Source organism: Curtobacterium sp. MCSS17_007, assembly GCF_003234175.2.
In the GTDB taxonomy this organism is placed as follows: domain Bacteria; phylum Actinomycetota; class Actinomycetes; order Actinomycetales; family Microbacteriaceae; genus Curtobacterium.
On record NZ_CP126257.1, the window covers coordinates 2,822,824 to 2,844,775 of the forward strand.

Annotated in this window: 12 protein-coding genes and 3 rRNA genes; all 15 read right to left on the reverse strand. The window is 68.1% G+C overall.

The window, feature by feature from the left end; translation table 11 throughout:
• Positions 1 to 1,199: 1,199 nt before the first annotated feature.
• A 5S ribosomal RNA gene (rrf, locus tag DEJ22_RS13395) occupies positions 1,200 to 1,316 on the reverse strand.
• 139 nt (positions 1,317 to 1,455) lie between these two features.
• Positions 1,456 to 4,583 (reverse strand): 23S ribosomal RNA (locus tag DEJ22_RS13400).
• Positions 4,584 to 5,005: 422 nt separating this feature from the next.
• Positions 5,006 to 6,527: ribosomal RNA gene (locus DEJ22_RS13405) — 16S ribosomal RNA — on the reverse strand.
• Together the 16S, 23S and 5S rRNA genes form the textbook arrangement of a ribosomal RNA operon.
• A 570-nt stretch (positions 6,528 to 7,097) precedes the next feature.
• Positions 7,098 to 8,411, reverse strand: coding sequence for a tyrosine--tRNA ligase (gene tyrS, locus DEJ22_RS13410; protein WP_111228441.1), 1,314 nt, complete (start codon positions 8,409 to 8,411; stop codon positions 7,098 to 7,100).
• A gap of 50 nt (positions 8,412 to 8,461) precedes the next feature.
• Complete coding sequence (locus DEJ22_RS13415) at positions 8,462 to 9,151, reverse strand: DNA-3-methyladenine glycosylase (protein ID WP_111228440.1); 690 nt, start codon at positions 9,149 to 9,151, stop codon at positions 8,462 to 8,464.
• On the reverse strand, positions 9,148 to 10,596 hold the full coding sequence (gene argH / locus DEJ22_RS13420; protein ID WP_111228439.1) for an argininosuccinate lyase: 1,449 nt from the start codon (positions 10,594 to 10,596) through the stop codon (positions 9,148 to 9,150). Before argH ends, DEJ22_RS13415 begins: the two co-directional genes overlap by 4 nt.
• A 145-nt stretch (positions 10,597 to 10,741) precedes the next feature.
• The gene (locus DEJ22_RS13425; RefSeq protein WP_111228438.1) at positions 10,742 to 11,839 is read right to left on the reverse strand and encodes an argininosuccinate synthase domain-containing protein; all 1,098 of its coding nucleotides are present in this window, start codon (positions 11,837 to 11,839) and stop codon (positions 10,742 to 10,744) included.
• Positions 11,840 to 11,856: 17 nt separating this feature from the next.
• A complete protein-coding gene (gene argF / locus DEJ22_RS13430) occupies positions 11,857 to 12,819 on the reverse strand; it encodes an ornithine carbamoyltransferase (RefSeq protein WP_111228437.1) in 963 nt (320 codons plus the stop codon).
• Positions 12,816 to 14,069: an acetylornithine transaminase gene (locus DEJ22_RS13435; RefSeq protein ID WP_111228436.1), complete on the reverse strand. Its 1,254-nt coding sequence runs from the start codon at positions 14,067 to 14,069 to the stop codon at positions 12,816 to 12,818. The genes argF and DEJ22_RS13435 overlap by 4 nt, the downstream gene beginning before the upstream one ends.
• Positions 14,066 to 15,103 carry an acetylglutamate kinase gene (gene argB, locus DEJ22_RS13440; protein ID WP_258379741.1) on the reverse strand — a complete coding sequence of 346 codons (1,038 nt, stop codon included), beginning with the start codon at positions 15,101 to 15,103 and terminating at the stop codon, positions 14,066 to 14,068. Before argB ends, DEJ22_RS13435 begins: the two co-directional genes overlap by 4 nt.
• Positions 15,103 to 16,293 (reverse strand): bifunctional glutamate N-acetyltransferase/amino-acid acetyltransferase ArgJ, encoded by a 1,191-nt coding sequence (gene argJ / locus DEJ22_RS13445; RefSeq protein ID WP_284174735.1) that lies wholly within the window; start codon positions 16,291 to 16,293, stop codon positions 15,103 to 15,105. Before argJ ends, argB begins: the two co-directional genes overlap by 1 nt.
• A 5-nt stretch (positions 16,294 to 16,298) precedes the next feature.
• Positions 16,299 to 17,396: an N-acetyl-gamma-glutamyl-phosphate reductase gene (locus DEJ22_RS13450; RefSeq protein WP_111228435.1), complete on the reverse strand. Its 1,098-nt coding sequence runs from the start codon at positions 17,394 to 17,396 to the stop codon at positions 16,299 to 16,301.
• A gap of 74 nt (positions 17,397 to 17,470) precedes the next feature.
• Positions 17,471 to 19,963, reverse strand: coding sequence for a phenylalanine--tRNA ligase subunit beta (gene pheT, locus DEJ22_RS13455; RefSeq protein WP_111228434.1), 2,493 nt, complete (start codon positions 19,961 to 19,963; stop codon positions 17,471 to 17,473).
• A complete protein-coding gene (gene pheS, locus DEJ22_RS13460; protein WP_111228446.1) occupies positions 19,963 to 21,003 on the reverse strand; it encodes a phenylalanine--tRNA ligase subunit alpha in 1,041 nt (346 codons plus the stop codon). The genes pheT and pheS overlap by 1 nt, the downstream gene beginning before the upstream one ends.
• 70 nt (positions 21,004 to 21,073) lie before the next feature.
• Positions 21,074 to 21,940 carry a TrmH family RNA methyltransferase gene (locus DEJ22_RS13465; RefSeq protein WP_111228433.1) on the reverse strand — a complete coding sequence of 289 codons (867 nt, stop codon included), beginning with the start codon at positions 21,938 to 21,940 and terminating at the stop codon, positions 21,074 to 21,076.
• Between the last annotated feature and the right edge of the window lie 12 nt (positions 21,941 to 21,952).

A 21,952-nucleotide genomic window follows, 5' to 3' on the forward strand; every position in this document is an offset into this window, starting at 1 on the left:
CTCGAGGGCGGTTCACGAGCTGCAGTCATCCAGGCCTCAGCGCCAGCGTTGTGCTGACCGTGACCGTGACCGTGCGCACCTGACGTCGGCGCGGGCGTCGGCCGCAGCCGATGGTTCACCGGTGCCCCGCGCAGTGACCGAGGCCGGGCACACAGCAGTCGAGCAGCAGGTGCTGCCAGCACGCAGGGCCGAGGTCCCGAGTACCCAGTACCGAGTACCCGGTACCCGGTACCCGGTACCCGGTACCCGGTACCCAGGAGCGCACGGGCCCAGCGGACCTCCGTCGGCGCTCGATCGGCGAGACGCCGGCATCGCACTGCTCTGCCAACGGACGGCTCTGACCACCGTGAAGATGTCGTCCTCGCGGAGACCTACCGCCCGGGGTCGCGGCTCCGGCGGATGGGAACCCGTGCGGCGCGGAGAAACGTCACGCTACCCAGCGCCCTCCCCTGGTCCACCCCCACCGCCTGTTCGACGCGGGAGAGCCAACCCGAGCGAGCACTTCTCCTCCCAGAGCCGGTCACTGACGCTGTGCTCTCGTCCTTGCGCCCCCAGTACGACGACAAGGTCGGTCACAGCCGCTCGCGAGCTGCCACCGGAACCCGCCTCTGCCGACATCGTGCCGGGGTAGCCGTCTCCCTTGCCAACCCCGACCGCGCTCGTCGTCTCGACGCCGGCAAATCGGCACGTGGAGGCACCAGGCGTCCTCGATCATCGACTCCGCTGTGACCAGGTCCGCGCGGTAGGACGCTGGATCATGAAGGGCCCTCACCAGCTTGATGACCAGCTCGGACGTCTGATCGGACTGGTGTCTGCTGCGACGGAAGACTGCAGCCCAAGAAGACCGGCGCGTTCAAGGACCTTCGGAGCGCCGGCTCAGCAGAGCGACCGTTCGAGTACCCAGCTGAGGTTCGGGCAGACCGTCGCCTCGAGCTCGCCTTGCATGCGAGGGCTCGGAGCTTCGGCGAAGTGAGGCCGGAGCTCCGCCCGGCCGAGTGACCACCCGCTGTTCCGGCTCGCCTCGGAACGGATCGACGATCATCCCCGCCACGTGTCGATCCTTTCGCTCCGTACCGCGGTCAGGCGACGCCCCTCGGATCCTCGCCGCCCCCGCCGCACGCCACGAGACCGCCCGGCCCGTGAACGCAGGAAACCCCTGACCAGTGCTGGTCAGGGGTTTCCTGGTGTTGCAACGTTGAGTCCGGCGGCGTCCTACTCTCCCACAAGGTCCCCCTTGCAGTACCATCGGCGCTGAGAGGCTTAGCTTCCGGGTTCGGAATGTGACCGGGCGTTTCCCTCTCGCTATGACCACCGGAACACCTTCGACCCAATCTTTGGATCAAAACCGTTCCTTCAAGCTCATTGCTGAAGTATTCAGTTTGATTCCCGATCGTCTGTCGGGAACCACAAAGTGGACGCGAGCCCGCAGCGGTGAACCGCCACGGTAAAAGTTGTGTTGTCAAGTCTTCGGCTTATTAGTACCGGTCAGCTCCACGGGTCGTTAGTCCCCGCTTCCACATCCGGCCTATCAACCCAGTAGTCTGCTGGGAGCCTCTCACACTCAAGGTGCATGGAAATCTCATCTCGAAGACGGCTTCCCGCTTAGATGCTTTCAGCGGTTATCCGGTCCGAACGTAGCTAATCAGCGGTGCCCTTGGCAGAACAACTGACACACCAGAGGTTCGTCCATCCCGGTCCTCTCGTACTAGGGATAGATCTTCTCAAATTTCCAACGCGCGCAGCGGATAGGGACCGAACTGTCTCACGACGTTCTAAACCCAGCTCGCGTACCGCTTTAATGGGCGAACAGCCCAACCCTTGGGACCTACTCCAGCCCCAGGATGCGACGAGCCGACATCGAGGTGCCAAACCATGCCGTCGATATGGACTCTTGGGCAAGATCAGCCTGTTATCCCCGAGGTACCTTTTATCCGTTGAGCGACAGCGCTTCCACAAGCCACTGCCGGATCACTAGTCCCGACTTTCGTCCCTGCTCGACCTGTCAGTCTCACAGTCAAGCTCCCTTGTGCACTTACACTCGCCACCTGATTGCCAACCAGGTTGAGGGAACCTTTGGGCGCCTCCGTTACTCTTTGGGAGGCAACCGCCCCAGTTAAACTACCCATCAGGCACTGTCCATGAACCCGATCAGGGTCCTACGTTAGACATCCAAAGTGACCAGAGTGGTATTTCAACAATGACTCCACGAACACTAGCGTGCCCGCTTCACAGTCTCCCACCTATCCTACACAAGCCACTCCGAACACCAATACCAAACTGTAGTAAAGGTCACGGGGTCTTTCCGTCCTGCTGCGCGTAACGAGCATCTTTACTCGTAGTGCAATTTCGCCGAGTTCGCGGTTGAGACAGCTGGGAAGTCGTTACGCCATTCGTGCAGGTCGGAACTTACCCGACAAGGAATTTCGCTACCTTAGGATGGTTATAGTTACCACCGCCGTTTACTGGGGCTTAAATTCAGAGCTTCGCCCGAGGGCTAACCCTTCCTCTTAACCTTCCAGCACCGGGCAGGCGTCAGTCCGTATACATCGTCTTGCGACTTCGCACGGACCTGTGTTTTTAGTAAACAGTCGCTTCCCACTGGTCTCTGCGGCCTTCAACGCTCAACAACGAGAAGTCGTATCACGTGTCCGGCCCCCCTTCTCCCGAAGTTACGGGGGCATTTTGCCGAGTTCCTTAACCACGATTCTCTCGATCTCCTTGGTATTCTCTACCTGACCACCTGAGTCGGTTTCGGGTACGGGCGGCTGCAACCTCGCGTCGATGCTTTTCTCGGCAGCATAGGATCACTGATTTCCCCTAACGGGTACGCGTCGGATCTCAGGCACACAGACGACGGATTTGCCTATCGTCAGCCCTACATCCTTACACCAGGTTCACCTTACGGATACCATCGCCTGGCTCAGCTACCTTCCTGCGTCACACCTGTTCATACGCTAGCCGCACCAGCATGGGGTCGAGCGTTAGACCGGACACCATCACCCCGAAGGGATCCGGTGAGCCGGGTTAGGACTCTTAGCACCACTGGATTAGCTTGGGCGGTTGTTCGCCGGTACGGGAATATCAACCCGTTGTCCATCGACTACGCCTGTCGGCCTCGCCTTAGGTCCCGACTTACCCAGGGCGGATTAACCTGGCCCTGGAACCCTTGGTCTTTCGGAGGACGGGTTTCTCACCCGTCTTTCGCTACTCATGCCTGCATTCTCACTCGTGTAGCGTCCACGGCTGGATTACTCCGCCGCTTCACTCGCCACACGACGCTCTCCTACCACTCCGCACGACTGAACCACGAAGGCTTGTCTGTGTGCGAAATCTACAACTTCGGCGGTGTGCTTGAGCCCCGTTACATTGTCGGCGCGGAATCACTTGACCAGTGAGCTATTACGCACTCTTTCAAGGGTGGCTGCTTCTAAGCCAACCTCCTGGTTGTCTGTGCAACTCCACATCCTTTCCCACTTAGCACACGCTTAGGGGCCTTAGTTGGTAGTCTGGGTTGTTTCCCTCTCGACGATGAAGCTTATCCCCCACCGTCTCACTGCTGCGCTCTCACTCACCGGCATTCGGAGTTTGGCTGACGTCAGTAACCTGTTGAGGCCCATCGGCCATCCAGTAGCTCTACCTCCGGCGAGAAACACGCAACGCTGCACCTAAATGCATTTCGGAGAGAACCAGCTATCACGAAGTTTGATTGGCCTTTCACCCCTATCCACAGCTCATCCCCTCCATTTTCAACTGAAGTGGGTTCGGTCCTCCACGACGTCTTACCGTCGCTTCAACCTGGCCATGGATAGATCACTTCGCTTCGGGTCTAGGACATGCGACTGAACCGCCCTATTCAGACTCGCTTTCGCTACGGCTACCCCACACGGGTTAACCTCGCCACATATCGCTAACTCGCAGGCTCATTCTTCAAAAGGCACGCCGTCACCCCTACAAGGAGGCTCCGACGGTTTGTAAGCAAACGGTTTCAGGTACTATTTCACTCCCCTCCCGGGGTACTTTTCACCTTTCCCTCACGGTACTTGTCCGCTATCGGTCATCTGGGAGTATTTAGGCTTATCAGGTGGTCCTGACAGATTCACACGGGATTTCTCGGGCCCCGTGCTACTTGGGATACACATCCGGCCATAACACCATTTCGTCTACGGGGCTGGCACCCACTACGGCCCGGCTTTCAAACCGGTTCGACTATGATGCGCTGTAACCGCCCCAGTCCGGCAGAACTGAGCGACGTGTCCCACAACCCCGACCATGCAACGCCCGCCGGCTATCACACATGATCGGTTTAGCCTCATCCGCTTTCGCTCGCCACTACTCACGGAATCACATGTTGTTTTCTCTTCCTGTGGGTACTGAGATGTTTCACTTCCCCACGTTCCCTCTACCCGCCCTATATATTCAGGCGGGAGTCACCAGGTCGACAAGTCGCCTGGCGGGGTTTCCCCATTCGGAAATCCTCGGCTCACAGCTCGATTATCAGCTCCCCGAGGCTTATCGCAGATTTCTACGTCCTTCTTCGGCTCCAGATGCCAAGGCATCCACCGTTTGCTCTTAGAAACTTGACCACAAAGATTAAAATTGCGATCGACTCGAACAACAACCAAGCCCGAAAGCTTCGTCATCGTCACGAGCGATCTAAGATGCTCGCGTCCACTGTGTAGTTCTCAACATACGATCGGCACCACACTCCCCGAACCAAACCAGTCCGCTTCACGTGGCCCACCGAAGGACCGTTCCGGCCCAACCCCTACCAACGCCAGCATCCGAAGACACCAACCGGCAGGAAGCCTGGTCCCTCAGGACCCAACAACGTGCACCAGCCGACCCGCTCACCCCCGACCCCTTCCAACCAGCGAACTGGCGTACTAAGACCGGAAGACGCGCTCCCGACTGCACTGTCAATGTTCCACCCATGAGCTAACCGTCGGACACGTTCGGTCCGAAACGGCGCCTGGATCCCAGCGAACTGGAACCAGATGCTCCTTAGAAAGGAGGTGATCCAGCCGCACCTTCCGGTACGGCTACCTTGTTACGACTTAGTCCTAATCACCGATCCCACCTTCGACGGCTCCTTCCACAAGGGTTAGGCCACCGGCTTCGGGTGTTACCGACTTTCATGACTTGACGGGCGGTGTGTACAAGGCCCGGGAACGTATTCACCGCAGCGTTGCTGATCTGCGATTACTAGCGACTCCGACTTCATGAGGTCGAGTTGCAGACCTCAATCCGAACTGAGACCGGCTTTTTGGGATTCGCTCCACCTTACGGTATCGCAGCCCTTTGTACCGGCCATTGTAGCATGCGTGAAGCCCAAGACATAAGGGGCATGATGATTTGACGTCATCCCCACCTTCCTCCGAGTTGACCCCGGCAGTCTCCTATGAGTCCCCGCCATAACGCGCTGGCAACATAGAACGAGGGTTGCGCTCGTTGCGGGACTTAACCCAACATCTCACGACACGAGCTGACGACAACCATGCACCACCTGTACACCGACCACAAGGGGGCGACCATCTCTGGCCGTTTCCGGTGTATGTCAAGCCTTGGTAAGGTTCTTCGCGTTGCATCGAATTAATCCGCATGCTCCGCCGCTTGTGCGGGCCCCCGTCAATTCCTTTGAGTTTTAGCCTTGCGGCCGTACTCCCCAGGCGGGGCGCTTAATGCGTTAGCTACGACACAGAAACCGTGGAAAGGTCCCTACATCTAGCGCCCAACGTTTACGGCGTGGACTACCAGGGTATCTAATCCTGTTCGCTCCCCACGCTTTCGCTCCTCAGCGTCAGTTACGGCCCAGAGATCTGCCTTCGCCATCGGTGTTCCTCCTGATATCTGCGCATTCCACCGCTACACCAGGAATTCCAATCTCCCCTACCGCACTCTAGTCTGCCCGTACCCACTGCAAGCCCGAGGTTGAGCCTCGGGATTTCACAGCAGACGCGACAAACCGCCTACGAGCTCTTTACGCCCAATAATTCCGGACAACGCTTGCACCCTACGTATTACCGCGGCTGCTGGCACGTAGTTAGCCGGTGCTTTTTCTGCAGGTACCGTCACTTTCGCTTCTTCCCTACTAAAAGAGGTTTACAACCCGAAGGCCGTCATCCCTCACGCGGCGTTGCTGCATCAGGCTTTCGCCCATTGTGCAATATTCCCCACTGCTGCCTCCCGTAGGAGTCTGGGCCGTGTCTCAGTCCCAGTGTGGCCGGTCACCCTCTCAGGCCGGCTACCCGTCGTCGCCTTGGTGAGCCATTACCTCACCAACAAGCTGATAGGCCGCGAGTCCATCCCCAACCAAAAAATCTTTCCACCACCAGACCATGCGGCCAGTGATCATATCCAGTATTAGACGTCGTTTCCAACGCTTATCCCAGAGTCAGGGGCAGGTTACTCACGTGTTACTCACCCGTTCGCCACTAATCACAGGAGCAAGCTCCTGATCATCGTTCGACTTGCATGTGTTAAGCACGCCGCCAGCGTTCGTCCTGAGCCAGGATCAAACTCTCCGTAAAAAAAATTACCAACCCACCACCGAAGCAGCAGGCCGAGTTGATACTGACCGTTGACTGTCCACTGGACAATCTTCAATCCAAAAGGAATTGTCTCCGACCCAACCCACCGAAGCAGGCCAGGCACGGGGTCAAAATAATTGGCATTGACAATGTGCACGCTGTTGAGTTCTCAAGGACCAGACGCACCCCCCACTCGACTCCAGAAGGAGCTCCGCCAGAGGGGCTTTGTGTTCTTGGTTGTCACCGGCAACTCGTCGGACCGAGGTCCTGTGGCTCATCCCGTAGGAGAGGGCCGGTGGAGTAGTCATCCTAAGCGTCGAAGCGATCGAGTGCAAGACCCGATCTGAACTTCGGTGGAGGATGGTCCCGCTTGAGGCCGGCAGGCTCTGGGCTCTCGCTCCAGCCGCTCCGCCGCACCTTTGGGGTGACGAGTAAGAACTCTACGCAGCACCGGGCGAGAGCGCCAACCGCCCCCACTCCCGGGCGTGTCGCGTTGTGCAACTTCCCCGGACGCAGCGGTGCCCGGCCTCCGTCGGGAGACCGGGCACCGGGTGCACCGCAGTGTGCCAGCTACGCGAGCGTCACGCCCGCCAGGGTCTTCTTGCCACGGCGGAGCACGACCACTCCCCCGGGCAGTGCGAGACCCGACAGCCGGACGCCGGCGTCCTCGGCGCGGGTGTTGTTCACGTACACGCCGCCCTGGTCGACCGCGCGGCGCGCCTCGCCGAGGGACTTCACGAGCCCGGTCTCGACCAGGGCCCGCGCCACGTCCGCGTCACCGGACAGCGCCACCGTCCCCGGCAGCTCCGCGACGGCTGCACCCAGGGTCGCCGCATCGAGCGCGGCCAGGTCGCCGTTGCCGAACAGCGCCGCCGAAGCGTCGATCGCCGCCTCGGTCGCGGCGACTCCGTGCACCAGCGACGTCACCTCGAACGCGAGGGTCCGCTGTGCCTCCCGCCGGAAGGGCTCGTCCGCCACCGCCCGCTCGAGCCGTTCGATCTCGGCGCGGTCGAGGAACGTGAACTCGCGCAACCGCGCCACCACGTCGGCGTCCGCCGTGTTGAGCCAGAACTGGTAGAAGGCGTAGGGCGACGTCATCTCGGCGTCGAGCCAGATCGCGTTGCCCTCGCTCTTGCCGAACTTCGTGCCGTCCGAGTTCGTGATGAGCGGCGTGCCCATAGCGTGCACCGACACCCCCTCGGTCCGGCGGATCAGCTCGGTCCCCGAGGTCAGGTTGCCCCACTGGTCGGAACCACCGGTCTGCAGCGTGCAGCCGTACTGACGGTAGAGCTCGCGGTAGTCCAGCCCCTGCAGGATCTGGTAGCTGAACTCGGTGTAGCTGATCCCGGCGTCGGAGTTCAGGCGTGCGGCGACGGCGTCCTTCTTCAGCATGGTGTTCACGCGGAAGTACTTGCCGATGTCGCGCAGGAAGTCGATGGCGGACAGCGGCGCCGTCCAGTCGAGGTTGTTGACGAGTCGCACCCCGTTGTCGCCGTCCGGGCTGAGGAACCGGGACACCTGCGCCTGCAGTCGGCTCACCCACTCGGCGACGGTCTCCGGCGTGTTCAGGGTCCGCTCCGCCGTCGGGCGCGGGTCGCCGATGAGCCCCGTCGACCCACCGACGAGCGCCAGCGGCTTGTGCCCGGCGAGCTGCAGCCGGCGCATCGTCAACAGCTGCAGCAGGTTGCCGCAGTGCAGGGAGGGCGCGGTCGGGTCGAAGCCGCAGTAGTACGTGACCGGCTCGCCGTCGAGGGCCTCCTGGAGTGCCGTCTCGTCGGTGGAGACGTGCACCAGACCGCGCCAGCGCAGTTCGTCCCACACCGAGGCGAAGGTGGGATCGTTCTGCTGGCGTGTCAGGACATCGGGATCGGTTGCGCTGGACACCCGACCATCGTAGCCACCGGGCGACGGCCGGGAGGCGCGGCGCAGCTCCGTCAGTCGACCGCGCGTCGGTGCCGTCGGTACGTCGACACCGTCGGGTCACCGGTGATCCAGAAGCGCCACGGGAACGACGCGCCACCCGCGACACCGGCGACGCCGGTGCGCGGACCGCGCGAGATGCGCGGGACCGGACCGCCGGGGCCGGGGACGGTGTCGCGGAGGAGGGCCCCGACCACGTCGGCCGGGTCGGCGGCGGCGAGCCGTGCCTCCAGACCGGGTGCCAGCGTCAGGGTGAACGGGCCCGTCCCGTCGAGCAGGGACGTGCCGTCGTCCTCGCCGAGGACCGCGCCGAGCGCGCTCCCGAGGTTCCCGGGGCCGCGGGCCAGTGCGGCGTCCGCGATCGACGGCCCGCGCCGCTCGCGGGCCAGCTCGAGTCCGTCGACCACGGCCGCACCCCGGAGGAGCGAGCCGGACGACGTGCCGGCCGGCCCGCTCACCACGTTGACGCACGTGTGGATGCCGTACGAGCGGTACGCGTAGAGGGTGCCCGGCGGTCCGAACAGGTGGCGGTTCCGTGGAGTCTGCCCGCGGTGACCGTGCGAGCCGGGGTCGGTCGGTCCCCAGTACGCCTCGACCTCGGTGATCCGCAGCGAGACCCCGCGACCGGAGATCGTCGCCCCGAGCAGCGCCGGAGCGCAGACCGGCGCAGGCTCCGACAGCAGGGCGAGCGACGCGGCCGTCATCGGGTGAAGGGGGCGCCCTCGGCCAGGTCGTGGACGCGACGGGTCAGGGATGCGAGCTGTTCGGTGACCCGCGCGGGAGCGGTCCCACCCGCACCGGCACGCGAGGCGACGCTCCCCTCGATCGTGAGGACCTGGCGCACCTCCGGGGTGAGGTGCTCGGAGACCGCGCGGTACTCGTCATCGGTCGGATCGTCGAGCTCGATGCCGCGTTCCTCGCAGTGGCGGACCAGCGCACCCGAGATCTCGTGGGCGTCGCGGAAGGGCACGCCCTGCCGCACGAGCCACTCGGCGACGTCGGTGGCGAGCGAGAAGCCCTGGGGCGCCAGCGCTGCCATGCGGTCCGTGTCGAACGTCAGCGTGGCGATCATCCCCGTGAAGGCCGGCAGCAGGACCTCGAGCTGGGCGACCGAGTCGAACACGGGCTCCTTGTCCTCCTGCAGGTCGCGGTTGTACGCGAGCGGGAGGCCCTTCAGCGTGGTGAGGAGCCCCGTGAGGTTGCCGACCAGGCGTCCGGACTTGCCGCGCGCCAGCTCGGCGATGTCCGGGTTCTTCTTCTGCGGCATGATGCTCGACCCGGTCGAGAAGGCGTCGTGGAGGCGGACGAAACCGAACTCCTTCGTGTTCCAGAGGATCACCTCCTCCGCCAGGCGGGACACGTCGATGCCGATCTGTGCCAGCACGAAGGCGAACTCGGCCACCACGTCGCGGGCGGCGGTGGCGTCGATCGAGTTGTCGGCCGGCCGGGCGAAGCCGAGCTCGCGCGCGATCGCCGCAGGGTCGAGCCCGAGTGAGCTGCCCGCGAGGGCGCCGGCGCCGTAGGGGCTCACGCTCGCGCGGTCCGCCCAGTCGCGCAGGCGCTCGAGGTCGCGGACGAGCGGCCACGCGTGCGCGAGGAGGTGGTGCGCGAGGAGGACCGGCTGCGCGTGCTGCAGGTGCGTGCGGCCCGGCATGATCGCGCCCGGGTGCTCGCTCGCCTGCTGCGAGATCGCGTCCACCAGGTCGATCACGAGCCGACCGATCCGACGCCCGTGGTCGAGCATGTGCATGCGGCCGAGGGTGGCGATCTGGTCGTTGCGGCTCCGGCCCGCGCGGAGCTTGCCGCCGAGCTCGGGGCCGAGATCGGCGATGAGCAGCCGCTCGAGGGCACCGTGGACGTCCTCGTCGCCGTCGTCCGGCTGCAGGGAGCCGTCGGCGTGCGCGGCCTCGAGCCGGTCGAGGCCGGCGAGCATCCGCTCGAGCTCGTCCGCCGTCAGGTAGCCGGCCGTGTGGAGGGCCCGGGCGTGGGCGCGCGACCCCGCGATGTCGTAGGGCGCGAGCTGCCAGTCGAACTGCGTCGAGCGGGACAGCGCGGCGAGCTCGGCGCTCGGGCCGTCGGCGAAGCGGCCGCCCCAGAGTGCACCGGTGTTCGTGGCGTCGGTCTTGGCGGGCTGGGTCGCGTCGGTCATGTCGTCCTGCCTGGGAGGTCGTCGGTGCTGGTCGAGGTGCTGGTCGTGGTGCTGGTGCTGGTGCTGGTGCTCGTGCTGGTGCTCGTGCGGTGCTGGTGCTCGGTGGGCTCGCCCGGTCAGTCCGGTCCGGTCCGGTCCAGCCCGGTCAGTTCGCCCGGTCTCGGCGCGCGGCCGTGCGCCCGGGGCGGGCCCAGGCGGTGGCGAGCGCGACCGGCGCGTCCGTCACGGCCGCGGCGAGCTCGAAGTCGTAGAGGCTCTGCCCCGACCGCCGTCCGGTCACGGTCGCGGCGCCCCCGTGGAGCAGGAGTCGGACGTCACCGGAGACGTGCCGCTGCGTCTCCTCGACGAAGGCGTCGACTGCCCGGCGGAGGCCACTCGCCCACCGCCCGCCGTCGACGAGGTCGGCCCACTCGCGGTCCACACCCTGCTTCACGCGCAGGACGTCCCGCTCGAGGGTCAGGCGTTCGAGGTCCTCGTGCGCGGCGACGAGCACGGTCGCGCCGGGGGTCTCGACGACCCGGCGGACCTTGCGACCGTCGAGCAGGTCCTCGACGAGGTCGTGCCGACCGATGCCGTGCCGGCCGGCGAGGGCGTCGATCTCCTGGAGCAGGCGGAGCACCGTGAAGCGCTGGCCGTCCAGGGCGACCGGGACGCCGTGCTCGAACGTGACGGTGACCTCGTCCGCAGCAGGAGCGTCGCCCGGGTCCTGGGTCCGGGCCCAGTCCGCCGGGTCCGCCGCCGTCCAGGGGTCGTCGAGGTCCGGTTCGGTGACGAGCCGCCCCCACAGGTCGTGCTCCGTCCCCGTGCCGGGCACCACGGCGGCCGGCACCGCGAGGACCGGCAGGTCGGGGTCGGCCCCGGCCACCGCCGCCGCGAGCGCGACGTCGTCCGGTGCGAGGGTCAGGTGTGCGACCGCCACGGCGCCGAGCTGCCGCGCGGTCCGGACGAGGTGGTCGGCCACGAGCGGCCGTCGGAGCGCCGGGACGAGGGGACGACCGGGGCCGCCGGCGTTCGCGCGGACGGCCGCGACGACGAACTGCTCGGCGTACTCGGTCCGGGCGTCCACCACGATCGCGTCGACCGCTCCTGCCGCCCGCGCACGGTCACGGACGGCGTCGACCTCGCGCGATCGGCCGCCGACGTCGACGACGAGCACCAGGACCTCGTGGTCGACCCCGAACTGCTCGACCGCCGCCGCCGGGTCGACCCCGGCGGAGCAGGCCACGACGATGCGGTCGGTCACCCGGGGCTCCCGTCGCGTCAGGCCGACGTCGACGCGACGGCCGCCGGGGCGCCCGTGGCGTTGGCGGCGAGCAGCCAGGCGAGCAGGGCCTTCTGCGCGTGCAGCCGGTTCTCCGCCTCGTCCCAGATGATGCTGCGCGGCCCGTCGATGACCTCGGCCGTGACCTCGAACCCGCGGTCGGCCGGCAGGCAGTGCAGGAAGACGGCGTCGTCCGCGGCGTGCGCCATCAGCTCGTCGTCGACGCGGTAGCCCGCGAAGGTGTCGAGGCGCGACTGCTTCTCGTCCTCCTTGCCCATCGAGACCCAGGTGTCGGTGACCACGACGTCCGCGCCGGCGACCGCGGCGACCGGATCGGTGACCACGAGCACGGACCCGCCGGTCTCGGCAGCGCGGTGCTCGGCGTCGGTGACGACCTGCGGCTCCGGGCTGAACGCCGAGGGCGCTGCCACGCGGACGTGCATGCCCGCGGTCGCGCCGGCGAGCAGGTACGACTGCGCCATGTTGCTGGCGCCGTCCCCGATGAAGGCGACGGTCTGCCCGGCGAGGGTGCCGCGGTGCTCCCGGATCGTCAGCAGGTCGGCGAGGAGCTGGCACGGGTGGAAGTCGTCCGACAGGGCGTTCACCACGGGCACGCGGGTGCCCTCGGCCATCTCCTCGAGCCCGGACTGCGCGTAGGTGCGCCACACGATGGCGGAGACCATGCGCTCGAGCACGCGGGCGGTGTCCGAGGGGGTCTCCTTGCCACCGAGCTGGCTGTTCGCCGTCGTGATGACGAGCGGGCTGCCGCCGAGGTCCGAGATGCCGACGTGGAACGACACCCGGGTGCGGGTCGACGACTTGTCGAAGATGACCGCGACGGTCTGCGGACCGGCGAGGGGCTTCTCGCCCCAGCGGTCACCCTTCATCTGGGCCGCGAGGTCGAGGATGGCGGACTGCTCGGCCTGGGTCAGGTCGTCGTCCCGGAGGAAGTGGCGGGTCATGCGGAGGTCTCCTGGGTCGCGGTGCCCTGGTCGGTGCCGGCGTGCTCGGCGGCGACGGCGGCGAGGCTCTCACCGAGGATCGACACGAACTCGTCGATCTCGGCGTCGGACACGACGAGCGGCGGTGCGATGCGCAGGCTCGACTCGTTCGGGGCGTTGATGATGAGGCCGCGCTGGAGCGCAGCGGCGTTGACGGCCGGGCCGACGGGGCCGGTCAGACCGACACCGACGAGCAGGCCCGTCCCGCGGACCTCCTGCACCAGCGGGGAACCGAGGCCGGCGATGCCGGCACGGATGCGCTCCCCCTTCGTCACCGCTCCGGCGACGAGGTCGGCGCGCTCGATCTCCGCCAGCACCGCGTTGGCGACCCGCGTGCCGAGCGGGTTGCCGCCGAAGGTGGAACCGTGCTGACCGGCCGAGAACAGCTCGGACGCCCACCCGAATGTCACGAGTGCGCCGATCGGGAAACCGCCCGCGATGCCCTTGGCGATCGTGACGGCGTCCGGGGTGAAGCCGTGGCCCTGGAAGGTGAACCAGTTGCCCGTCCGGCCGACACCCGTCTGGATCTCGTCGAGGATGAACAGGGCGCCGTGCTCCTCGGTCAGACGCCGCGCGGCCTGCAGGAAGCCCTCGGGCAGGTCGACGACGCCGGCCTCGCCCTTGATCGGCTCGAGGATGAGCGCGGCGACGGTGTCGTCGATCGCGGCCTCGAGCGCCTCGACCGTCGAGTCGATGTGCTCGACGCCGGGGACCATCGGCAGGAAGTCCTCCTGCAGTGCCGGCTTGCCGGTGAGCGCCAGGGCCCCCATGGTCCGGCCGTGGAAGCCCTGCTTCAGCGCGAGGATGCGAGTCTTGCGGCCGTCCGCGCCCTTGTTCAGCCGTGCGAGCTTGAACGCGGCCTCGTTCGCCTCGGCACCGGAGTTGCCGAAGTACACGCGACCGGCGTCCCCCGCGCCGGTGATGCGCTTGAGGCGCTCGGCGAGCTCGAGCTGCGGCGGCGTCGCGAAGTAGTTCGAGACGTGCACGAGCTTCGCGGCCTGGTCGGCCACGGCCTCGACCAGGGCCGGGTGGGCGTGGCCGAGGGAGTTGACGGCGATGCCGGCGAGGAAGTCGAGGTACTCGTTGCCGTCGACGTCCCACACACGGCAGCCCTGGCCGCGCTCGAGCATGATCTTCGGCGGGGTCAGGGATCGCATGAGCGACGCCCCGAACCGGTCGTTCCAGGTCTGGGTCTGCGTCTCGGTGCTCACTGCTCGTTCCCCTTCTGCGTGGTGCTCGTGGTGTGGACCGCTTCGTGCCGGCCCGGGTCCGCTGCGGACTCGGGCACGCGTCGGCCCACCTCGGCGTGGGTGTTCTGGTTCTCGGTGCGTCGGCTCGGGTCCGGGATCACCTCGGTGCCCGCGCCACGCAGGGTGAACACCTCGAGCAGGATGGAGTGCGGGATGCGGCCGTCGATGATGGTCGCGCCGCCGACCCCGCCCACCACGGCGTCGAGGCACGCCGTCATCTTGGGGATCATCCCCGACTCCAGCGTCGGCAGGAGCTCCCGCAGCTCGTCGACAGCGATGAGGTCGATGATCGAGTCACGGTCGGGCCAGTTGCGGTACAGCCCGGGCACGTCCGTCAGCATCATGAGCTTCGCGGCGCCGAGGGCGATCGCCAGTGCGCCGGCCGCGGCGTCGGCGTTGACGTTGAGCGCCTGGTCGGGATGCGCGTCGTCGATCGCGATGCTGGAGACGACCGGGATCCGGCCGGCCTCGATCGCGGCGAGGACCCCGGACGGATCGACGTGGGTGATGTCGCCGACATGGCCGAGGTCGAAGTGCTCGCCGTCGACGACGACGCCCTTCTTCTCGCCGGTGAACAGGGACCCGCCGTCACCGAAGACCCCGACGGCCAGGCCGTCGCCGTGCTCGTTCACGAGGTCGACGATCTCGCGGTTGACCTCGCCGGCGAGGACGTCACGGACCACCGTGATCGCCTCGGTCGTCGTCACCCGGTAGCCGCCGCGGAACTCCGACTCGATGCCCTGCTCCTTGAGGGCGGCGGAGATCTGCGGGCCGCCGCCGTGGACGACCACGGGATGCAGGCCGGCGTAGCGCAGGTAGACCATGTCCTCGGCGAACGCGCGCTTGAGGTCGTCGTTCACCATCGCGTTGCCGCCGAACTTCACGACGACGGTCTTGCCCGAGAACCGCTTCAACCACGGCAGGGACTCGATGAGCGTCGCGGCCTTGACGGCGGCGAGCTCGTGCTCTTCTTCCTTGGTCAGGTCGTTCGTCATCAGCTGGAGTACGCGCTGTTCTCGTGGACGTAGTCGTGCGTCAGGTCGTTGGTCAGGATCGTCGCCGCGTGCGCACCGACCCCGAGCTCGATCAGGACGTGGGTGTCGCGGGGGGTCAGGTCGACCTCGTCGATCGGACGGTCCGGAGCGCCGGCGTGGCAGACGCGCACACCGTTCATGCTCACGTCGACCGCGTAGGGGTCGAACTCGGCGTCGGTCGTGCCGATCGCCGCGAGCACCCGGCCCCAGTTCGGGTCGTTGCCGAACACGGCGGCCTTGAACAAGTTGTTCCGGGCGACGCTGCGCCCGACCGTGACGGCGTCGTCCTCGGACACCGCGCCGGTGACCTCGATCGTGATGTCGTGGCTCGCGCCCTCGGCGTCCTGCTGGAGCTGGCGGGCCAGGTCGGCGCAGACAGCGGTCAGGGCCTCCTGGAAGTCACCGACCCCTGGCGTGGTGCCGCTCGCGCCGGACGACAGCAGCACGACGGTGTCGTTCGTCGACATGCAGCCGTCCGAGTCGACGCGGTCGAAGGTGACGCGGGTGGCCGCGCGGAGCGCCTGGTCGAGCTGCTCCGGCGTCTGCACGGCGTCGGTCGTGATGACGACGAGCATGGTCGCGAGGCCGGGCGCCAGCATGCCGGCACCCTTCGCCATGCCGCCGACCGTCCAGCCGTCCTGCGTGACCACGGACTGCTTCGGCTTCGTGTCGGTCGTCATGATCGCGGTCGCGGCGTCCGGGCCGCCGTCGCTGTCGAGCGCCGCAGCTGCGAGGTCGACGCCGCGCAGCACGCCGTCGCGGAAGGCCTGGTCCCCGCGGCCGATCAGCCCCGTCGAGCAGACGACGACGTCGCCGGCTCCGATGCCGAGCGCGTCACCGACCGCTTCGGCCGTCATGTGCGTGGTCTGGAAGCCGAACGGTCCGGTGAAGCAGTTCGCGCCACCGGAGTTGAGCACCACGGCCCGGGCGACGCCGTCGCCGACGACCTGGCGCGACCAGATCACCGGGTGCGCCTGCGCGCGGTTGCTCGTGAAGACCGCCGCGGCGGCGGCGTCGGGTCCGTCGTTCACGACGAGGGCGACGTCGGGCTTCCCGCTCGCCTTGAGTCCGGCGGTGACGCCTGCTGCACGGAACCCCGCGGCTGCGGTCACGCCCTGGAGCTCCGCTGCGGCCGGGGTGGTCGAGCTCACGTCGGTCACGGTGCGACTCCGTCCACGTTGAGGCCGAGGGTCTCCGGGAAGCCCAGGGCGATGTTGGCCGACTGCACCGCGGCGCCGGCGGTGCCCTTGGCGAGGTTGTCGAGGGCGCTCACGGCGACGACACGTCCGGCGGCCTCGTCGACGGTGATGCCGACGAGCGCGGTGTTCGCGCCGACGGTGTCCGCGGTCCGGGGGAACTCGCCCTCGGGCAGCAGGTGCACGAAGGGCTCGTCCGTGTAGGCCTGCTCCCAGGCGAGCCGCACGTCGCGGGCGCTCACACCGGGCGAGAGCTTCGCGGTGGTCGTCGCGAGGATGCCCCGCGACATCGGGACCAGCACGGGGGTGAAGGAGATCCGGACGTCGCCCGCGCCCGCGGCGACCAGGTTCTGCTGGATCTCGGGGATGTGCCGGTGCGTCCCGCCCACGGCGTACGCGCTCGCGGAGCCCATGATCTCGGAGGCCAGGTAGGTGGTGGCGAGCTTCTTGCCCGCGCCGCTCGGGCCGACGCTCAGCACGGCGACGATGTCGTCCGTCTCGACGAGGCCTGCCTGCACGCCGGGCTGGATGCCGAGCGTCACGGCCGTGACGTTGCACCCCGGGACCGCGATCCGCTTCGTCGACGCGAGTTCGGTCCGCTGACGGCCGAGGCCCGTGATGTCGTCCACGTCGCGCCATTCCTCGGCCGTGCCCGGTGCGGGCGCCGCGTGCAGCAGCTCCGGCAGACCGTACGTCCATGCACCGTGGTACTCGCCGCCGTAGAAGGCGTCCCACGCGGCCGGGTCGGTCAGCCGGTGGTCCGCGCCGCAGTCCACGACGAGGGTGTCGTCGTCGAGTTCCGCCGTGATCGCCCCGGACTGCCCGTGCGGCAGTGCGAGGAAGACCACGTCGTGCCCACGGAGGTTCTCCGCCGTCGTCTCGACCAGGGTCAGGTGGGCCAGCGAACGCAGGTGCGGCTGCGTGGCGATGAGCGGCTGTCCGGCGTTCGAGAACGCCGTCACCGTCCTGACGTCGAACTCGGGGTGGGCGGAGAGCACGCGCAGGAGCTCACCGCCCGCGTAGCCGGAGGCTCCCGCCACGGCGACGGATACGGACATGGGTTCCACCTTTGGTCGGACTGGTCGTCGAGAGAGTCGGAGGCGGCGGCCCCGGGCGGTGCTGATCCGGTGGATCAGTCGCGCAGGGTCGCCCCGAATCGCTCGCCGGCACGTCGGACGGCGCCGTCACGGGCCTCGGAGGCCTCGGCAGCGGTCAGCGTGCGGTCCGTGGCACGGAAGCGCAGGGCGAACGTCAGGGACTTCTGTCCCTCGTCCACGCCCGTGCCCCGGTAGTCGTCCACGAGCCGAGCATACTCCAGCAGCTCGCCGGCGCCGAGGCGCACCGTCTCGAGGACGTCGCCCGCCGGGACGTCGACGCCCACCACGAGGGAGAGGTCCTGCGTCGCTGCCGGGTAGGACACGATCGGTGCGACCGACACGAGGTCCGGAGCCGCCGCGACCAGCGCGTCGAGGTCGAGCTCGACGACGGCGACGACCCGGGGCAGCACCGCGGCCTCGGTCAGTGCGGGCAGCAGTTCGCCCGCCACCCCGACCACGGTGTCGCCGACGAGCAGCGAGGCCGCGCGACCCGGGTGCAGCGACGGGTGCGTCGTCTGCACGACCCGGAGCTCGACGCCGACCGCCCAGGCGACCTCGCGGGCGACGTCGACCGCGTCCGCGATGCCGGAGGGCTCCGGCTGCACGCCCGGCTGCTTCACCACGCGGTTCCCGGTGAGGAGCGCCGAGACGTGGAACGGCTGGGGCGGGAGCGACGCGTCGAGGGCGGCGAGGGTCTCGCGGTCCGGCAGCGCGGCGCCGGCCGGCACCGTCTCGGTGCCGAGCTGCACGCCCGTGGCCGGCAGGAAGACCCGCGAGGTCTCGTAGAGGGCGACGTCGACGAGCCCGCGGGAGACGTTGCGCCGAGCGGCATCGACGAGCGCGGGCAGACCACTGCGGCGGAGCAGGGACTGCTCGCTGTCGAGGGCGTTCGCGAGCCGGACGCTCGGTCCGCCGTCCCCCTCGATGCCCGGGTAGGCGTCCTGGGTCGCCTGCGAGACGAACGGCGCGGTGACGACCTCGACGAGGCCCTGCGCTGCGAGGGCCGCGGACACGCGTCGGCGGGCCTGCTGGTGTCGGGTCAGACCGCGCCCGGGCGGGGCGATCGGCAGGACGCTGGGGATCCGGTCGTACCCGACGATGCGGGCCACTTCCTCGACGAGGGTGGTGTCGTCGGTCAGGTCCGGGCGCCAGGACGGCGGCGTGACGACGAGCAGCTCGCCGTCGACGTCGACCGTCGCGCCGATCGCGCGCAGCGTGTCGATGACCTCGGCGTCGGTGTACTCGACGCCGACGAGCTCCGCAGGACGGGCGGCGCGCATCGCGATGGTCGGGCGGGGCGCGGCGTCGACGAGCGTCGACCCGAGCGCGTCGGCCGTCCCGCCGGCGAGCTCGACGAGGAGCTCGACCGCGCGGTTCGCAGCGGCCTCGGCCACGAGCGGGTCGACCCCGCGCTCGAAGCGCTTCGACGCCTCGCTCGGCAGCTTGTGCCGACGGGCGGTCCGCGCGATCGAGACCTGGTCGAAGCCGGCTGCCTCGATGAGGACGTCGGTCGTGGTGTCGGAGATCTCCGTCCGGGCGCCGCCCATCACGCCGGCGAGGCCCACGGGGCCGTCGTCGTCGGTGATGACGAGGTCCTCGGGGTCGAGCGTGCGGGTGGTGTCGTCGAGGGTGACGAGGGTCTCCCCCGCCGCCGCTCGGCGCACGCCGAGCCCACCGACCACCTCGGCGAGGTCGTAGCCGTGCAGGGGCTGGCCGAGCTCGAACATGACGTAGTTCGTGATGTCGACCGGCAGCGAGATCGAGCGGACGCCCGCCAGCGACAGGCGGGACACCATCCACGCCGGGGTCTTCGCCGTCGGGTCGATGCCGCGGACGACACGCGTCACGAAGGTGTGCGCACCGACACGGCCGCGGATCGGGGCCCGGTCGTCCACGGTGACGCGGAAGCCCTCGCCCGACCGGGGCGCCACGCGCTCCGCCGGGTCGTGGAAGCTCGCACCCGTGGCGTGGGCGTACTCGCGGGCGACCCCGCGCATGCTCATCACGTACCCGCGGTCCGGGGTGACGTTGATCTCGACGGCGGCGTCGTCGAGCCCGAGCAGGGCGATGGCGTCGGCACCGACCTCGGGCTCCATGCCGAGGTCGGCGAACCGGAGGATGCCGTCGTGCTCGTCGCCGAGGCCGAGCTCGCGGGCCGAGGCGATCATGCCGTCGGACACGTGCCCGTAGGTCTTGCGCGCCGCGATCGGGAACGGCCCGGGCAGCACGGCCCCGGGGAGCGTCACGACGACGAGGTCACCGACGTCGAAGTTGTGGGCGCCGCAGACGATGCCACGCGGCTCGGGCTCGCCGACGTCGACCTGGCACCAGTTGATCGTCTTGCCGTTCTTCTGCGGCTCGGGCACACGCTCGAGCACGCGGCCGACGACGATCGGGCCGGTGAGGTCGTAGGTGTGGACGTCTTCTTCCTCGAAGCCCACCGACACGAGTGCCGCGTGGACGTGCTCGAGCGTGACGTCGTCGGGCAGGTCGACGGACTCGCCGAGCCAACGGAGTGGGACGCGCATCAGACCACCGTTCCGAACTGCTGCGAGAAGCGGATGTCGCCCTCGAGGAAGTCACGCATGTCGTTGAGCCCGTTGCGGAACTGCAGCGTCCGCTCGATGCCCATGCCGAACGCGAAGCCCTGGTACTCGTCCGGGTCGATGCCGGCGGAGCGCAGGACGTTGGGGTTCACCATGCCGCAGCCGCCCCACTCGACCCACCGCGCGCCGCCCTTGGCGTTCGGCTGCCAGACGTCCATCTCGGCGCTGGGCTCGGTGAACGGGAAGTAGTTCGGGCGGAGCCGGATCTGGGCCTCGGCGCCGAACACCTGACGGGCGAAGTGCTCGAGCGTGCCGCGCAGGTGCGCCATCGTCAGGCCCTTGTCGATCGCGATGCCCTCGACCTGGGTGAAGACCGGCAGGTGCGTGGCGTCGAGCTCGTCGGCACGGTAGACGCGCCCCGGCGCGATCACGTAGAGCGGCAGCTCGCGTGACAGGAGCGAACGCACCTGCACCGGGGAGGTGTGGGTGCGCATCACCAGGTGCCGGTCGACCGGCTCGACGAAGATCGTGTCCGCCATCGCCCGCGCGGGGTGGTCGGGGTCGAAGTTGAGGGCGTCGAAGTTGAACCACTCGTGCTCGAGCTCCGGGCCCTCTGCCACTTCCCACCCCATGCCGACGAAGATGTCGGCGACGGTCTCGTTGAGGACCGAGAGCGGGTGGCGGGATCCGGGCGTCCGGCGGACGGGCAGCGCGGTGACGTCGACGCGCTCGGACTCGAGACGCGCGCGCTCCTCGGCCTCGGCCAGGACGGACTCCTGCGCGGCGACCGCCTGGTTGACCTGGGCGCGGGCCTGCCCGACCAGCTTGCCCGCCGCGGCTTTCTGGTCCTTCGGCACGCTGCGCATGGCGGCGTTCATCCGTGCGAGCGGAGACTGCTCCCCGGTGTGCTCGGCCCTGGCCTGCTTCAGCTCGGCAACGGTCGTCGCGGCACGGACGGCGGCGAGGGCCCCGTCCACGGCGGCGGCGACGGCCGGTTCGCTGATCTCGAGGTGTTCTGACACGAGGCCCAAGCCTACCGGCCGCCGGGATACCGCATCCCTGCACCGCTCGGACGGTGCAGGGACGCGAGCGTCAGCGGTCTGTGGAGGACCGGGCGACCCGCTGCGCGAAGGCCGACTCGTACAGGCACACCGATGCTGCGGTCGCGAGGTTCATCGACTCGGCCCTGCCGTAGATCGGGACCTTGACGGCACGGTCGACCAGCTCGAGGTCCTCGGAGGTGAGCCCGCGGGCCTCGTTCCCGAAGACCCAGGCGGTCGGCCCGTCGAGCATGCCGTCCGCCCGGACCTCCGGCAGGTCGTCGCCGGACACGTCGGCCGCCAGGACCGTGTACCCGAGGGCCTTCGCCCGGGCGACGGCGTCGGCGAGCGTCACGCCGACCGAGACCGGCACGTGGAAGAGCGACCCCGTGGTGGACCGGACCACCTTCGGGTTGTACGGGTCCACCGAGCGCCCGGTCAGCACCACGGCGTCGGCACCGGCCGCGTCGGCGGCACGGATGATCGTGCCGGCGTTGCCGGGGTCACGCACCTGTTCGAGGATCGCGACCAACCCGGGCAGCGAGCCCTCCGTCGCCGAAGCACCCCGGGCCTCCGCACCGACCGACCCGGGGTCGGGGAAGACCTCGCGCACCGAGGTCGGGAACTGCTGGCACACCGCGACGACGCCCTGCGGCGTCACGGTGTCCGCCATGGTCTCGAGCACCTGCTCGGTGACGAACCAGGTGTCGACCGGTGCGTCGTCGAGCCCGTAGCGAGCGGCCGCCGTCGGTGTCACGTACAGCTCGCGGAGGAGCTCCGGGCCGTACTCGATCGCCTCACGCACTGCCTGCGGTCCCTCGAGCAGGAACAGCCCGGTGTCGGCGCGGACGTCCTTCTTCGCGAGGGCCGCGACGGCCCTGACACGTCCGGACTTCGGGTTCTCGAGGAGATCGCTCACGCGACCAGTCTA